Origin of the sequence: Pseudomonas sp. GV047 (assembly GCF_003058245.1) — a bacterium.
In the GTDB taxonomy this organism is placed as follows: domain Bacteria; phylum Pseudomonadota; class Gammaproteobacteria; order Pseudomonadales; family Pseudomonadaceae; genus Aquipseudomonas; species Aquipseudomonas marginalis.
In genome coordinates, this window is sequence record NZ_QCWA01000010.1 from 109,232 (window position 1) to 125,058 (window position 15,827).

The window sequence follows — 15,827 nt, forward strand, 5'->3', positions numbered from 1 at the left end:
TGCACCTCTGCAGAGTTAATAGACACTTTCAAATGCCTCAGGTCATGTAGCGCTTAGTTCGATTTTCCCCGCGCGCCATTTTCTAACCATGAATGTTTCTATCATTGAACAAACCCACTCACTGGCAATCGCCAGTGCCGACACCATCAGTGCGCCGCCAATGATTTGCGGCGTATCATTTCGGCCCAGTCCATCAATCAGAAACCTGCCCAGCCCGCCGAAGCCGGCATACGCGGCGATGGTGGCCGTGGCGATAAGTTGCACCAGGGCTGATCGGAACCCTGAAAAGATCAGCGGAAAAGCCAGCGGCAACTCGAGCTGAAAAAACATCTGCCCTCTGCGCATGCCCATCGATCTGGCAGCCTGCTTCAGGGATGAATCCACCTGATCGATGCCAACATAGGTATTGGTTAATATCGGCGGGATGCTCATGGTCACCAACGCGATAATCACCGTGCTGGTTTCATAGCCAATAAGCATGATTGCAAGTATCACAATACCCAGGGACGGTAATGCTCGCCCAATATTGAACAGCCCTATCGCCACCTGCGCGCCTTTACGGTAGTTAGCCAAAAGTACGCCTAGCGGCAACGCTATTGCGCAAGCAATGGCCAGGCTCAAGGACACATAATAAATATGCTCTGCCAGCCGAGTCAGTATGCCGTTTTCACCCAACCAATTATCTGGAAGAGAAAACCAAAGGTAGACACTTGCGATCATGTTCATCAGCGCACCCAAGGCACCAGCCATTTATTGATTGAATAAAACAGAAAATCAAAACATAACGCCAACATCACGGTCAGGACCAGACTGACCGCCACAGGTGTAGTGAAACTTTGGGCCAGCCCGGTAATGAACAACTGGCCCAGTCCGCCTTGACCAATCAAGGCAGTAACCGTCACCAGCCCCACCAACGTGACCGAGGTTGTTCGTAAGCCCGCCAATAACGCAGGCAGCGCCAGTGGAAGTTCAACCCCGAGGAATCTCTGCATGCGCGTATACCCGAGCGCACGGGCTTCCTCCAATACGTCCGCAGGGTTACTCGCAAGTCCCGCCAAGGTGTTCTGCAACACAATAAGCAAGGAATACAGGCTCAAACCAATGACCGCCGTGGTCTTGGATAACCCGGTAAAAGGCATTATCAAAATAAACAGTGCCAGGGACGGAATGGTAAAAAGTATGCCGCAGGCATAAATCATCGGCCGCGCCAATCCTGGCTGCCACAACGTCAAGAGCACCATTGCACCCGCCAACAGCATCCCTATACACAGGCCCAGGGTCACCAGTTGAATATGATCGACTAACAGCTGGCCGATCTGCTGCCAGTTTTCAACGATCCAGGACCAATCAATCATTGCGCACTTCCGAAGCGGCGTTCATTGAGTGCGCTGTGAAGGCTGGCAATCGACAGGCAACCTTCGTAACCGCCGGCCTCGTCCACGCGAACAACCACCCCCATAGGCGCCGTTAGCATCTTAACCAGGGCGTGATGCAACGAGTCGTGACTCGGCTCCGGAACAGGCATGTCCGAGTCACTGACCCACTTCAACGGGTTGGACTTGTCATCCAGTAGAAGTTTGAATTCACAACTGACCTCATCCACCGGAAGATCAGAAACCTTCATCAGCGAAAGTCTTTTTAACAGCGGATCTTTGCCGATAAAGCTCCTCACAAACTCGCTGGCAGGATGGGCAAGGATGTTGTGAGGGGTATCGAACTGGACAAGTTTCCCTTCGCCCTCGAAGATCGCAATCCGATCACCAATCTTGATGGCCTCCTCCATATCATGGGTCACCAGGATAATGGTTTTATGCAGACGTCGCTGAAGCGCAACCAGTTCATCCTGCAGTCGCTCGCGTATCACCGGATCAAGCGCGGCAAAGGGTTCGTCCATCAATACAACCGGTGGGTCCGAGGCCAATGCCCTTGCCAGGGCGACACGACTTTGCTGCCCGCCCGACAGCTGATTAGGGTAGCGGTCCAGAAATTCCGGCTGAAGCCCAACCAGGGAAATGAGCTCGCTCACGCGCTGGCGGATTTTATGTTGGCTCCAGCCCAGCAGCCGCGGGACTGCGCCAATATTTTCGGCAACCGTCTGGTGAGGAAACAAGGCGGCGCTCTGCATCATGAAACCAATGCCGCGACGTAGCGTAACGACGTCAAGTTCATCGGTCGCCACGCCGTTGACACGGATGCGGCCACTGTCCTGGGTATCCAGCCGGTTGATCATGCGCAGAATGGTGGTTTTGCCGCAGCCACTCGGCCCGACAAATACACAGATCTCCCCCTCCCGGACGTGAAGCGTTAAATCGCTCACGGCCATTCGCGGGCTGCCTTTATGAGTTTTCCTGATGGCTTCAAAACGTATCATTTTCCGACGCCCACATTAGCTTGCCTAGTGTTAGTGCTCAGCAGGATGGCGAGGACAATCCACGGGACTGACCAGATGTTTCTGCAATAACTGGAAGTAGCCATGAATGACATAGCCATTGTTTCGCGCGATCCATTGTTCACGCCTGGCTCTATACACCCTGGGTAAGTAAAACCAGGGCAAACCGGGAAGATCGTGATGAACCAGGTGAAGATTGAGGTTGAGAAACAGCCAACTCAACAGCCCCGACGATTCATTGATAACCGTGCGGTGTTCCGGATACGTTGACGGACGATGTTCGTAAAACGACCTGATCATGGCAATCGACAAAGCCGGCAACGAAACCAGGAATAAGTACTGTATGGCACTGATGGCGCTGTATTCCTCAACCAAAGCCAGCACTACGCCAACACTGAGTAGATGCGCGGCCCACATCCGCCAAGCGATTCGGCCGGTATGAAACAGCCCTCTGATTTCGCTACCCGCAAGGGCTATCACCGCCAGTGGCGCGCCCATAAGCAAACGACCGCCCAAGGTCTTGTTTACCCATAACAACGTTCTGATATACCGAGGCGAGCGCAACCAAAAAGCACCGTTGACATAACGACTTTCCGGATCTTGCCCGGGTACCGTCAGCACTTCGTCGTTGTGATGTGCCAAATGGGTGTCCCTGTAAATGTCATAGGGGTACCAAACGGCAAACGGCAGAAATCCCAAGGCCTTGTTTATGGCGGGCCAACGGGTTGGGTGACCATGGATAAGCTCATGCTGAATCGACATCCACAGCACAACCAGTGGCACCAGCAGGACAAGGCTGAATACTTCGCCAAGTACTTGCCCATAAAAAACAATAAACGCCCAGGCCAGATAAAACCCGACTAACAAAAGCCAGGTGGGCCATTCGGTTCTACTGGTCAGGGTAGTGCTCAGCTTGACGATTTCCGCTCGATGAGCGTCATCCAAATAGTTTGGCATTGTTGTCAGTCGCGATAGAACGTGCTCGGAACGGGCGCCCAATCACTCACACTTCAAGCTGCAACCCATAAACCGGGATTACCTGAAGATGAATGGCTGGACTAACGGTATGGAAGTGCCCAACAACGACGATTCACATGGCGTAGAGAAGAAACGCCAAGCCTTCGCTGATTGCACTGCAGGCTTCGCTGTTGGCCTGACAAGGGAGAGGTTTGCCGGTAACGGATGGAACGGCAATGGAAGAAAAAGGACGGGTGCTGATATTGTCGGCGTGAGAAATCGCGACATGGGCGCCGTCATGTGACAGAGCCTCAAGGCTGATTTGGAAGATTCGGGCGCCGGACATAGTCGTACCATAACAATAGGATTGAACATATCCGGCGGTCCGGTGACAGCAAGGTAGCATGATGATTAATACGATCAAGGACTATATTTTATTATGCTTATTCCTAAAATGAATAAGTAATCCAGGCGAATGATGCAAGCCAGCTGCATCGGAACAGACCTCGAATAAAAACAACGGAGGGTTGCCTACCGACTATGAACATTCTCTACGATGAACGCGTCGATGGCGTCCTGCCTGACGTCGACAAACAGGCGCTGCTGCACGCCCTGCAGACTCGCTTGCCTGACCTGGAAATCCTGCACCAGCACGAAGCGCTCAAGCCGTACGAATGCGACGGACTCTCGGCTTATCGCACCACGCCCATGCTGGTGGTGCTGCCGCGCCACATCGATCAGGTCCAGGGCGTGCTTCGAGTCTGCCATGAGCGGCGTGTACCGGTGGTGGCTCGCGGCGCGGGCACCGGGTTGTCCGGCGGTGCGCTGCCGCTGGAAAAAGGCGTGCTGCTGGTGATGGCGCGCTTCAACAACATTCTGCACATCGACCCCGCCGCCCGCACCGCCCGGGTTCAGCCGGGGGTACGCAACCTGGCGATTTCCCAGGCGGCTGCGCCGTTCGGCTTGTATTACGCGCCGGACCCTTCCTCGCAGATCGCCTGTTCCATCGGCGGTAACGTGGCGGAAAACGCCGGTGGCGTGCATTGCCTGAAGTACGGGTTGACCGTGCACAACCTGCTCAAGGTCGACATCCTGACCGTCGACGGCGAACACGTGAGCCTGGGTTCCCAGGCCCTCGATGCTCCGGGTTTCGATCTGCTGGCATTGTTCACCGGCTCCGAAGGCATGCTCGGGGTGATCACCGAGGTCACGGTCAAGCTGCTGCCCAAACCACAAACCGCCAAAGTGTTGCTGGCAGCCTTCGATTGCGTTGAGAAGGCTGGCCGTGCGGTGGGTGACATCATTGCCGCCGGCATCATCCCGGGCGGCCTGGAGATGATGGACAACCTGGCCATTCGCGCCGCCGAAGACTTCATTCACGCCGGCTACCCGGTGGACGCCGAAGCGATTCTGTTGTGTGAACTCGATGGCGTGGAAGCCGACGTCCACGACGACTGCCACCGCGTGCGCCAGGTGCTGGAACAGGCCGGCGCCACCGAAGTGCGCCAGGCTCGGGATGAGGCTGAACGCGTGGGTTTCTGGGCCGGGCGCAAGAATGCGTTTCCGGCGGTGGGCCGCCTCTCACCGGATTATTACTGCATGGACGGGACAATCCCGCGCCGCGAACTGCCTGGGGTGCTGCACGCTATCGCGGCGTTATCGACCGAGTACGGCCTGCGGGTAGCGAATGTTTTCCATGCCGGCGACGGCAACATGCACCCGCTGATCCTGTTCGATGCCAATCAACCGGGCGAACTCGACCGCGCCGAAGCCCTGGGCGGCAAGATCCTCGAATTGTGCGTGAAGGTCGGCGGCAGCATTACCGGTGAACACGGTGTGGGTCGCGAGAAGATCAATCAGATGTGCGCCCAGTTCAACAGCGATGAGCTGACCGTGTTCCACGCCGTCAAAGCCGCCTTCGACCCGGGCGGATTGCTCAACCCCGGCAAGAACATCCCGACGTTGCATCGATGCGCCGAGTTTGGCGCCATGCACATTCATCTGGGTCAGATGCCCTTCCCCGACCTGGAGCGTTTCTGATGCGCAGCGAACACCCTATCGACGCCAGCGCAGCGCTGCTGGAGCAGGTCAACCAGGCGCTGAACGACGCCACGCCGCTGCGTATCCAGGGCTCCAACAGCAAGGCGTTCCTCGGCCGCGCAGTCACCGGGGAAGTCCTCGACACCCGCGTCCACCGGGGCATCGTCAGCTACGACCCGACGGAACTGGTGATCACCGCCCGTTGCGGCACGCCCTTGGCGGAGCTGGCAGAAGTGCTGGACGCCGCGCACCAGATGCTGCCCTGCGAACCGCCCTCCTTCGGTGAGCACGCCACCGTCGGCGGCATGATTGCCTGCGGACTCTCGGGGCCGCGGCGTCCCTGGTCAGGATCGGTCCGCGACTTTGTCCTCGGGACGCGGGTCATCACCGGACAGGGCAAGCATTTGCGCTTCGGCGGCGAGGTCATGAAGAACGTCGCCGGCTACGATCTGTCGCGCTTGATGGTCGGCAGTTACGGCGCACTTGGGGTGGTGACCGAAGTGTCCCTCAAGGTCCTGCCCAAACCACGGCAAACCTTGAGTATCAGCCTGGAAATGGACACCGACCGTGCCTTGCTGCGCCTGGCGGAATGGGGGCAGCAACCGCTGCCGATCAGCGCGGCGTGTCACGATGGCCAGCGCCTGCACCTGCGGCTCGAAGGGGGCGAAGGCTCGGTGGCGGCGGCCCATGAGCGCTTGGGCGGCGAGGTGCTGGACGCTGCCTACTGGCAAGACCTGAACGAACACCGGTTGAGTTTTTTCGATGAGGAACTGCCCCTTTGGCGCCTGTCCTTGCCGCACAACACGCCCCGACTGGCGCTGCCAGGTACCCAATTGATCGACTGGGGTGGCGCCCAGCGCTGGCTCAAATCCGACGCCGACGCGAGGGTCATTCGCGCGGTGGTCGAAAAAGCCGGCGGGCATGGGACCTGCTACCACCCGGGCCTGATCGACAGTCCCTTCCAACCGCTGCCCGACACGTTGATGCGCTACCACCGGAACCTGAAGCAGCAACTCGATCCACGGGGCATCTTCAACCCCGGTCGCCTGTACGCGGAGCTTTGAACCATGCAGACCACCTTGAGCGAAGACGCCCGCCGACTGCCTCGCGCCGAAGAAGCCGAACGCATCCTGCGCAGTTGCGTGCACTGCGGTTTTTGCAATGCCACCTGCCCGACCTATCAACTGCAGGGCGATGAACTGGATGGCCCGAGGGGACGCATCTACCTGATCAAGCAGGTGCTCGAAGGCAATGAAGTCACGCAAAAGACCCAGCAACACCTGGACCGGTGCCTGTCCTGCCGTAACTGCGAAACCACCTGCCCCTCTGGCGTCGACTATCACAACTTGCTCGACATCGGCCGGGCGGTGGTCGACGCGGCAGTGCAACGCCCACTCAGTCAGCGTTTGCTGCGCGAGGGGTTGCGCAGCGTCGTTCCCAATCCCGCCCTATTCAACCTGCTGATCGGCAGTGGCCAGCTATTTCGGGCATTGTTGCCCAACACCTTGCAGGCCAAGTTGCCTCGCCGCGTCTACCCGCCCAAACCGCGCCCTACCACGCGCCACGCCCGCCAGGTATTGATGCTTGAGGGCTGCGTGCAACCGAGTCTGTCCCCCAATACCAACGCCGCCACGGCGCGGGTGCTGGATCGCCTGGGGATCAGCGTCATATCCACCCGCGAGGCAGGCTGCTGCGGTGCGGTGGATTATCACCTCGACGCTCAGGCGGCGGGCCTTGAGCGCGCCCGGCGCAACATCGATGCATGGTGGCCGAGCATCGAAAACGGGGCCGAGGCCATTGTGCAAACCGCCAGCGGCTGCGGGGCCTTTATCAAGGATTACGGCCACCTGCTCAGCACCGACCCGGCGTATGCCGACAAGGCGCACAGGGTCAGTGCCCTGGCCAGGGACCTGGTTGAAGTGCTGCGCGGCGAGCCGCTGGATAAGCTCGGTGTACACAGCGACCAGCGCCTGGCGTTCCACTGCCCCTGCACCTTGCAGCACGCGCAAAAACTCGGCGGAGCCGTTGAAACCCTGCTGACAAGCCTGGGCTTCAACCTGACCGCGGTTCCCGACGGCCACCTGTGCTGCGGCTCGGCGGGCACCTATTCGCTGACCCAGCCCGAATTGTCGCGGCAACTGCGCGATAACAAGCTGAATGCGTTGGAAAGCGGCCACCCCGACGTCATCGTCACCGCCAATATAGGCTGTCAGTCCCACCTTGACGGAGCAGGACGCACCCCGGTCAGGCACTGGATCGAACTGGTCGAGGCCGCGTTGCCCTCACCAGGTACTGCAGAATCCTTGCAGCTGCACGCATCGAAGCCCCCAGCAAACTAGCCGGGGCGCAATGCCTGGATTGAATCGGCCCCCTGTGGTGAGCGGGCTTGCCCCGCGCTGGGGTGCGAAGCAGCCCCTGATGAAGACGAATGCGGTGTATCAGGCACGCCTCTGCGCCTGGTTTTGGGGCTGCTGCGCAGCCCAACGCGGGGCAAGCCCGATCACCACAACAAGCCCGCTCGCCACAGGTTTCTTTGCGCTCTCCCGGACAGGGTTCAGCCACGGCGGCCTTAAGCAAGCGTGAGGAACAATGCCGAGGTCCAGACCCGGGACTGGTCGCGTTGGCGCGCGCAGATGAACAGCGGATGCTCGCGCCCCGCGTGCAGATTGAGTGGCGCCAGCTCGATCTGCCCCTGCAGTTCACGGGGCAGCGCTTCGGCGGTGGTCCTTTCCAGGGAGACTTTCAGCTCCGCCCCTGGCAGCTCTTCGATCACCTGGGATTGCGCCAGCAGTTCTTCGCCGGACAGTTCCATCAGCACCGTCGGCGCATGCACGTAGGGCTGCGGTTCGGACGGATCGCCGACCTTGATGTAGTTGTCGATGCGGCTGCGGACCTGCAACGTCGCGCCGGCCAATTGCGACAGGTCGATTTCGATGCTGTCGGTGTCGCCGTTGGTGTCGGTGCGAAAGGCCAGGGTCGTGGCGTCCTTGCGCCATACGGTTTGCTCCGGATGATCGAGGCCCAAGGCGCGAAAACCATTGATGACCGCGCCCGTCACCCGGATTTCGCCGGTCCAGTACGCGCCGCGATAACGGTCCTTGATGCGTGCGCCCCCCAGGCGCAGCCGGATGCGTTGGGCGGAAAACCCCAGCTCCTGATGCAGGTTGCGCGACCAGATCAGTTTATCGCCGTCGAACAGGTCCACCTGCTCCCAGCCCGCCTCGCCCAGCAATCGATAGTCCAGCGTCGCATTCGAATCGGCGCTGAAGACCTCGCCCATGAAGTGCTGGCCCTGGCGCAGGCTGGCAAATGCACGCTCGCCCGTCGTGGCAAAGGTGCGACGGGCGCGAAGGGCCTTGCCGACACTCGAACGGTCGAAAGACTCGGCAATCACACCGGTCAACCCGCCGCGAGAGCCAAACACGGCCGTGGCCGGAACCCCGCCGCCGCAACGGCCCTGATGCTCATCGCTGTTCGCCGCGGCGCCGACCCGATAGCCACGCTGAAGGGCTTCGGCGTAGACCCAATGGAACTGGCCCCAGGCCGAGCCGACTTCGATCAAGCGTTCCAGCTCCGGATGGTGCCAGTCGAGGTTGCAGCGGCGCCCGCCGACATGGGGCATCATCAGGTGACCTTCCGGGTCTTTCGCATAGGCCGCGTACAACTCGTCCACCGGCCAGGCGCCCGGTTTGATGGTGCCGGCAGTGAACTCGTTCCACTCGAAAGAGCGCACCAGGCGCCCTTGGTTGTCGAACGGAAACTCGGGCTTGCGATCATGCAGGAAGACGACATTACGGTCGCCGCCCGCGCAGGAGTTGCCGCACCACTCGGTGCCGGGGTAGCAGACGAAACGGCCGGGCTCGTTGAGTTCGTGAATCAGCTTCACCGCCTGATCCCAGCGTTGCTCGGTAATATTGAAGTCGTTGGCGGTGTAGCCGAGCACATCGAGGCCGGCGACATCGCGGCCGTAGCTGAGGTTGTAGAGCGTGTCGTTGGTGCCCACGGTGTCATCGGAATGCACATGCAGGTCGGCGTACAGCGGGCGCAACGCGCTGCCGGCCGGGTCAACCGTCACGAAGGCCTGGGCGCCACGCACGCCGGGCGCCTGCACCTCGGCGGACAAACGCCACTCGCCCACCGCCCCGAGGTCAAACCCCTCGAGCCGCACCGTCGCCCACCCTTCATTGGCCAGGGTAAACGCTTGCTGGCGCTCGCCGCCTTCCGGATCAACCAGGGTCAGTACCCCGTTGAGCGGCAGGTTGCGGCACGTGTTGCCCCAGGCATCGTCGACTCGCAGCAGCACGTCGAACGCCTCACCGGCGCCGACCAGGCGCGGCACAATCAGCTGCACACTCTGCGCCGGTCCCGGCACGATGTTCAGCAACGGATCGCCGGGCACCTCGGCAAATTTCGAGCTGCCCAAGGGGTCGATAAACAGCCGGAAACGGAAGTCTTTCTCGACGAAACTCTGCACCCGTGTGCCCGCCCCGCCCTGGCGACGGTCACCCAGGCGAATAGTGATTTTGTCGCCGGGATTCAGGTAGCCGTCGATGATGTCGATGATGATCGCTTTCTGGAACGGCCGTTCGTGACCCTTCTGGTCGAAGCGCACTTTCAGGTGCTGCACGGTGGCCTGGCTCTGCCCGGGGACCAACTCGCCCGCCTGGTACTCGGCGCTGACGTAGTTGGGGCCGGCCGGGTTCGAGGTCTGGAACAGTGCCCAATCGGAGTAGAACTTGAACGCCAGTTTCAACCAGGCGCCATCCGCCAGGCCGCTGCCGCCGACCTCGTAGACCAGGGTGATTTCATCCCATTGCCCGGCAATCAGCGTGTACCGATCACAGTCGATGCTGCCGAGGAACGGGCGTTGCTTGTTGCGTTCGTAGAGGCCTTGGGGGGCGATGTAATGCCCGGCTTCGCGGGGATCGAATACGTTACTCACATGACACCTCGTGCAGTGGTCCACTGAAGGTTTGAAAGGGTTCGAAGGCAAAGGACGATGCTTACTGCACGCGCCATTTCTGGTAGTGACGCTCGATGCGCCGGAACACAAAACTCTCCATCAGCCAGGCAATCAGGCCGATCAGCACGATGCCCAGCAGCACCTGGCTGCTGTTGCCGATCTGCCCGCCGGTGGAGACCATCCAGCCGATGCCCTGGGAGGCGCCGATCATTTCTGCGGCGACCAGTGCCCGCCAGCCCTGGCTGAAACCGATGCGCAAGGCCGCCGTCACGAAGGGCAATGAGGCCGGCAGGTAAACGTGGGCCAGCAATTGCCAGGGGTTGGCACCCAAGGTGCGCGCCGCGCGGACTTCGCCACTGCGAATGCTCTGCACGCCTTCCTGGATGGTCACCGCCATGGGGAACATCGCGGCAATGAAAATCACCAGCACGATGGAGACATAGCCCAGGCCGAAAATGATCATGATCAGCGGCGCCCAGGCAATCGGCGGGATCGCCATGAACAGGCTGTTGAGCGGCGAGATGAAATCGCGAAAGCGCGAAGACAAGCCGCCGGCCGTGCCCAGCACAATCGCGACAAGCACCGCCGCACAGAAGCCGCCGACTTCCTCCAGGACGCTCGCCCTGAGGTGCTGCCACAGCGAACTGTCGCTGAGCCAACGCAGCGCTTCGCGCGCCACATCCCAGGGCTGCGGCAGGATGTAGGTGGGAAAGCGGCTGGCCAGGGCCATCCAGATCAACAGCAGGAATGGCAGCGAAGCCCATCCCCAATTAGGTTTTGGCAAGGACATGACAGGCTCAGACTCAGCGCGAGGCTTTTTCCAGGTAGGCGGTATCCACGATCTGCTCGGTCTTGAGCGTGGTGTCGATAAAGCCCAGGTCGTGGGAATAATTCATCAGGCGCTGGATGAATTGGATATCCGCAGGCTGCAAGTCCGCCGACCAGCCCAATCGCGTGCGCGCCTGGGCGACGATGGCCTCCGGGGCAATGGTCTTGCCGTCAGGCCCCTGGACCGCTTCAAGCTTGAACGCCTCGGCGATGATGCGATTCGACTCGTCGGGATGCTCGTTGAGGAACGCGATGGCCTTGCGGTGCGCACGCAGCAGCTTGACCACGTCGTCCGGTCGCTCCTGCAAGGTTTTGGGCAGCGCGATCACCACGTACCACGGGTAGTTCGGCAGCGCCTGGTTGACGTCGAGCAGAATCCGGCTCGACCCGCGCAGCAACGATTGGCTGACAAAGGGTTCCCAGGAAAACGCCGCGTCGACGATACCGCGCTCCAGCGCCGCGTTCATGTTGCCGGGTGGCATGTCGATGATGTCGAGGTCCTTGTCCGGGTTGAGCCCGGCTTTTTCTTTCAGCACATAGCCGCGCAACAACACGTCCATGCCACTGCCCTTCTTGACCCCGGCAAGCTTTTTGCCCTTGAGCTGCTCCAGGCTGTTGATCTGGCTATTTGCATCGACAATCACCGCCGCCTGACCGTAATTGACCTTGGCCAGAATCCGGCTTTGCAAGCCTCGGGAGAACCATTGGTACACCGGCGGCGTGCCGACATAGGCCACGTCCAGCTCATTGGCGGCCAGCGCCTGTTGGATCACCGGGCCATCGCCCAAGGCCTTGAGGTCGACATTCAAGCCTTCCTCGCGGTAGTAACCCTGCTTGTCGGCGATCAGCGCCGGAGCGTTGGCCATGGCGAACACATACCCCACGCGCAGGGGTTTCTCTTCAGCGGCCACGGCACCTGTGCTGCTTGCCAAGGCGGCAACAGACAAGGAAAGAGCAAGCAGCGAACGTTTGATCATGGGGTTAACTCGGGTTGGCAGGTGGGGTTAGGGATGGCTTCGGCCGCGCCCATGACCTGGGAAATGCGCTCCATCAGCTCATTGCGGTAATCGAGAAAGGCCGGCAGGCGTCGTGTTTTGAGGTTGGAACGCGGGCGCGGCAAATGGATATCCAGTTCGCTATGGATACCGCCGGGGGCGATGTTGAGCACGATGACCCGGTCGGCCAGGAACACCGCTTCGTCGATGTCGTGGGTGATGAACAGCACCGTCTGACCCAGCTCGGCCCAGATCCGCAGCGTCTCTTCATTCATGCTGTTGCGGCTGATGGCATCCAGCGCGGCGAAGGGTTCGTCCATCAGCAATACGCTGGGCTCCAATGCCAAGGTCCTGGCCAGGGAGACGCGCTGCTGCATGCCGCCCGACAGCTGATGGGGCAAGCGCTGTGCAGCGTTCTCCAGGCCGACCAGGCGCAAATACTGCAACGCCTGGGCACGCTGTTGCGCCTCGCTGAGCTGCGCCGTCATCCGCAGGCCGAAACGCACGTTCTCCAGCGCGCTCAACCAGGGAAACAACTGCGGCGCCTGAAACACATACCCCAACTCCGAGCGCTCCGGGCGCACGGCGGTCTGGTTGATGCTGATCCGGCCGCTCTGGGGTTGCTGAAAACCCGACAACAGATTCAGCAACGTGGTTTTTCCGCAGCCCGACGGCCCGAGGATCGCGACGAATTCGCCCGGCTTGGCATTCAGGCTGAACGCGTTGAACACCCGATGGCCGTTGGGGTAGCTGAAACTGATGTGATCGACCGTCAGGGCGTCGGCTTGCGGTGGTGCGTAAGGCAAGGAGTCGGGCATGGCAAGTATCGTCAGGTCGTTTACAATGGGAATGCCTGACATAATACGTATTAATACAAGTTATCCCAATAACCTATTTTTATAACCTTAGAAGTGAAGGCGCACCGCCCCACTCCTAGGCCCCTGGAAGCCGACCGTGTCCACGTCCATTCTGCGCGACAGCACCACCTCGCTCTACGAACAGATCGCCCATCGTTTGCTGGAAGAGATTCAGCGCGGCGATTTCGAACCCACCGGCAAACTGCCGTCAGAAGCCGAACTGGGCGAACGCTTTGGCGTGAGTCGCGTCACGGTGCGCCTGGCGGTGGGCAAGCTCAGCGACGACGGCGTGGTGGAGCGCAAGCAAGGCAAGGGCACGTTCGTCGCCGCGAAGCAGGTTCGGCATGGCCTGGATGCGTTGCGCAGTTTCCATGAAGCCTTGTTATTGCAAGGGCTCAAACCGAGCATGCAGGTGATCAGCCACACGCTGCAGCCCGTTCCGGAAGCCTTGATGGCGTTGTTTGAAGGCGCCCACGATTGCCTGCTGCTGGAGCGCCTGCATTTCGTGGATGATGAGCCCATCGCCCTGGGCCGCAGCCATCTACCGGCCGAGTTGGCCGGCGTGGTCTGGACAGACGTCGAGCATCAACCAATCTACTCGATCCTGGAATCGATCACCGGCCAGGCCGTCACCCGTGCCGACCTGGCCATCCGTGCGCAAGCAGCCGATGCAAGCCTGGCCAGTGCCCTGCACGTCAAACGCGGTGCCGCATTGCTGGTGATGGAACGCAGCTCTTACTTTGCCGACGGCCGTTGCTGCGACCGCACCACCTTCTTTATCCGTCCGGAACGCTATGCGTTTGTCCTCAGCGGCGTATTCAAATCCGGCCCTGCCAAATAGCGATCTGTACAGGTCATTTGAAGGGATCGGCAGACACGCGGCGCTGGGTCTTCTAGCGATAGCCCCGCGCCTGAACGTCGAACAGCTCGGCATAACGTCCACTCGCAGCCATCAGCTGGTTATGGCTGCCCTCCTCCAGAATCTGCCCGCGTTCCAACACAATAATGTGATCCGCACTGCGCACACTGGAAAAACGGTGGGAAATCAGCAGGGTCATGCGGCCCCTGGCATGCTCACGGAAGTGCTCGAACACCGCCGCTTCAGCCCCGGCATCCAGCGCGGCAGTGGGTTCATCGAGGATCAGCAGATCGGCATCCTGACGCATGTACGCCCGCGACAAGGCCACTTTCTGCCACTGCCCCCCGGACAGTTCCTGGCCTCCAAACCAGCGTCCCAGTTGGGTTGAATAGGTATGGCTCAAGCGCTCGATAAATTCCGCCGCCACGCCTTGAGTGGCAGCGCTGCGCCAGCGGGCCTGGTCGTCCAGGGCATCGACGTCCCCCACGCCGAGGTTCTCGCCGACACTCATCTGGTAGCGGATGTAGTCCTGGAAAATAACGCCGATGCGCTGGCGCAGGGTGTGTTCGTCCCATTCCTGCAGGTCGCTGCCATCCAGCAGGATGCGGCCTTCATCCGGGGTATACAGACGGGTCAGCAGTTTGATCAGGCTGGTCTTGCCGGAACCATTTTCACCCACCAGGGCCAGGCTTTTCCCCGGTGCCAGGTGCAGGCTGATATTGCGCAGCGCGGCGGATCCGGCGCCTGGGTAGGTGAACCCCACCTGCTCGCAGCGCAGGCCATCGCCGGGGCGCGCGCCCTCGGTGAGCCGGCCGCGCGGCGTGATCACCGGGGTTTCAAGGTATTCATACAGGTCCGAGAGGAACAGGCTGTCGTCGTACAGCCCGGCAATGGCGCTGAGGCTGGCGGTGATTGCGGCCTGCCCCTGCTTGAACAGCACGATGTACATGGTCATCTGGCCCAGGCTCGTCTGGCCACGCACGGTGTCGAGTACCACCCAGGCGTAGGCCAGGTAAAACGCTGCGGTGCCCAGCAGGCCCAATGCGAAGCCCCAGGCGTCGCGGCGCAGCGTCAATTGGCGGTCCTCGGTATACAAGCGCTGGGCGTTGTCGCGATAGCGCTGGAGGAACAGCGGTGCCAGGCCAAACAGCTTGACCTCCTTGGCATGGGACTCGTGGGAGAGCAAGGATTCCAGGTAGTTCTGCCGGCGCGTCTCCGGTGCACGCCGGTGGAACAGGCGGAACGCATTGCCGGAAAAATGCGTCTCGGCGAAGAACACCGGCAACGCACCGACCACCAGAATCAACAGGGCCCACGGCGAAAAGTGCACCAGCAGGACAGCAAAGCTGACCAGCGAAATGAGGTTCTGCACCAACCCCAGTCCTTTGGTCACCAGGCTCAGCGGGCGCGTCGAAGCCCCCTGGCGCACGCGCACCAGCTTGTCGTAGAACTCGGCGTCTTCAAATTGCAGCAGCGAAAGGGTCTGGGCTTTCTCCAGGACCATCAGGTTGACCTTCACGCCCAGCTTCACCCGCAACAGCGACTGCTGCATCGACAGCGCCCGTTGCGCCGCCGCCAACAAAGCCAGCACACCGGCCTCGGCCAGCACGTAGCGCATCACCGGCCACACGGGGGCCTGGCTGCCGGCCGCATGAACCTGCATGGCGTGGACCACGCCATCAACGATGCGCTGTCCAATCCAGGCGGCCAGTGCGGGAAGCAGTCCGGCGACAATCGTCGCCAGCAACAGCCCCGTGAACAGTGGCCGCGAGGTTTCCCACACCAGCCCCAGTGCCCTGCGCGCCTGGGTCGAAAACGCGCTCAATCGATTGAACAGCACCATGAATGGCACGGACTCCTTGAGGGGGGGTGAAATGAGGCCGGACGGCCGAGAGCCATGGAGATGGGCGGGTCACTGCGCCACTCGCTCCCGGATCCA

Annotated in this window: 14 protein-coding genes; 5 read left to right on the forward strand and 9 right to left on the reverse strand. The window is 60.8% G+C overall.

Annotated elements, in window-relative coordinates:
- Window positions 1-42: 42 nt before the first annotated feature.
- The 4 genes from C8K58_RS23545 to C8K58_RS23560 all read right to left on the reverse strand — a co-directional run bounded on the left by C8K58_RS23545 (window position 43) and on the right by C8K58_RS23560 (window position 3,346).
- The gene (locus C8K58_RS23545; RefSeq protein WP_043293549.1) at window positions 43-726 is read right to left on the reverse strand and encodes an ABC transporter permease; all 684 of its coding nucleotides are present in this window, start codon (window positions 724-726) and stop codon (window positions 43-45) included.
- On the reverse strand, window positions 726-1,355 hold the full coding sequence (locus tag C8K58_RS23550; protein ID WP_027605716.1) for an ABC transporter permease: 630 nt from the start codon (window positions 1,353-1,355) through the stop codon (window positions 726-728). Before C8K58_RS23550 ends, C8K58_RS23545 begins: the two co-directional genes overlap by 1 nt.
- Entirely contained in the window at window positions 1,352-2,323 is a 972-nt protein-coding gene (locus C8K58_RS23555) for an ABC transporter ATP-binding protein (RefSeq protein ID WP_256592543.1), read from the reverse strand. The genes C8K58_RS23550 and C8K58_RS23555 overlap by 4 nt, the downstream gene beginning before the upstream one ends.
- A gap of 78 nt (window positions 2,324-2,401) precedes the next feature.
- Window positions 2,402-3,346 (reverse strand): fatty acid desaturase, encoded by a 945-nt coding sequence (locus tag C8K58_RS23560; protein ID WP_092358112.1) that lies wholly within the window; start codon window positions 3,344-3,346, stop codon window positions 2,402-2,404.
- 109 nt (window positions 3,347-3,455) lie between these two features.
- On the opposite strand from C8K58_RS23560, the gene C8K58_RS23565 reads away from it, so the two are divergent.
- The 4 genes from C8K58_RS23565 (at window position 3,456) to glcF (ending at window position 7,725) form a co-directional block, all read left to right on the forward strand.
- Complete coding sequence (locus tag C8K58_RS23565; RefSeq protein WP_027605713.1) at window positions 3,456-3,650, forward strand: hypothetical protein; 195 nt, start codon at window positions 3,456-3,458, stop codon at window positions 3,648-3,650.
- Between the two features lie 236 nt (window positions 3,651-3,886).
- Complete coding sequence (glcD, locus tag C8K58_RS23570) at window positions 3,887-5,386, forward strand: glycolate oxidase subunit GlcD (RefSeq protein ID WP_098479605.1); 1,500 nt, start codon at window positions 3,887-3,889, stop codon at window positions 5,384-5,386.
- Entirely contained in the window at window positions 5,386-6,450 is a 1,065-nt protein-coding gene (glcE, locus tag C8K58_RS23575; protein ID WP_108574447.1) for a glycolate oxidase subunit GlcE, read from the forward strand. Before glcD ends, glcE begins: the two co-directional genes overlap by 1 nt.
- A 3-nt stretch (window positions 6,451-6,453) precedes the next feature.
- Window positions 6,454-7,725 carry a glycolate oxidase subunit GlcF gene (glcF, locus tag C8K58_RS23580; RefSeq protein ID WP_108574448.1) on the forward strand — a complete coding sequence of 424 codons (1,272 nt, stop codon included), beginning with the start codon at window positions 6,454-6,456 and terminating at the stop codon, window positions 7,723-7,725.
- Between the two features lie 230 nt (window positions 7,726-7,955).
- Here the strand turns inward: glcF and C8K58_RS23585 are convergent, their stop codons facing one another.
- The 4 genes from C8K58_RS23585 to C8K58_RS23600 form a co-directional block, all read right to left on the reverse strand.
- Entirely contained in the window at window positions 7,956-10,328 is a 2,373-nt protein-coding gene (locus tag C8K58_RS23585; RefSeq protein ID WP_108574449.1) for a hypothetical protein, read from the reverse strand.
- Window positions 10,329-10,389: 61 nt separating this feature from the next.
- Window positions 10,390-11,139, reverse strand: a complete 750-nt coding sequence (locus tag C8K58_RS23590; protein ID WP_092358122.1) for an ABC transporter permease — start codon at window positions 11,137-11,139, stop codon at window positions 10,390-10,392.
- 13 nt (window positions 11,140-11,152) lie between these two features.
- Window positions 11,153-12,154 (reverse strand): ABC transporter substrate-binding protein, encoded by a 1,002-nt coding sequence (locus C8K58_RS23595; protein ID WP_027605708.1) that lies wholly within the window; start codon window positions 12,152-12,154, stop codon window positions 11,153-11,155.
- A complete protein-coding gene (locus tag C8K58_RS23600; protein WP_092358126.1) occupies window positions 12,151-12,990 on the reverse strand; it encodes an ABC transporter ATP-binding protein in 840 nt (279 codons plus the stop codon). The genes C8K58_RS23595 and C8K58_RS23600 overlap by 4 nt, the downstream gene beginning before the upstream one ends.
- Before the next feature lie 136 nt (window positions 12,991-13,126).
- On the opposite strand from C8K58_RS23600, the gene C8K58_RS23605 reads away from it, so the two are divergent.
- Entirely contained in the window at window positions 13,127-13,870 is a 744-nt protein-coding gene (locus C8K58_RS23605; RefSeq protein ID WP_108574450.1) for a GntR family transcriptional regulator, read from the forward strand.
- A gap of 52 nt (window positions 13,871-13,922) precedes the next feature.
- On the opposite strand, the gene C8K58_RS23610 is transcribed toward C8K58_RS23605, so the two are convergent.
- On the reverse strand, window positions 13,923-15,731 hold the full coding sequence (locus C8K58_RS23610; RefSeq protein WP_108574451.1) for an ABC transporter ATP-binding protein: 1,809 nt from the start codon (window positions 15,729-15,731) through the stop codon (window positions 13,923-13,925).
- Window positions 15,732-15,827: the final 96 nt, after the last annotated feature.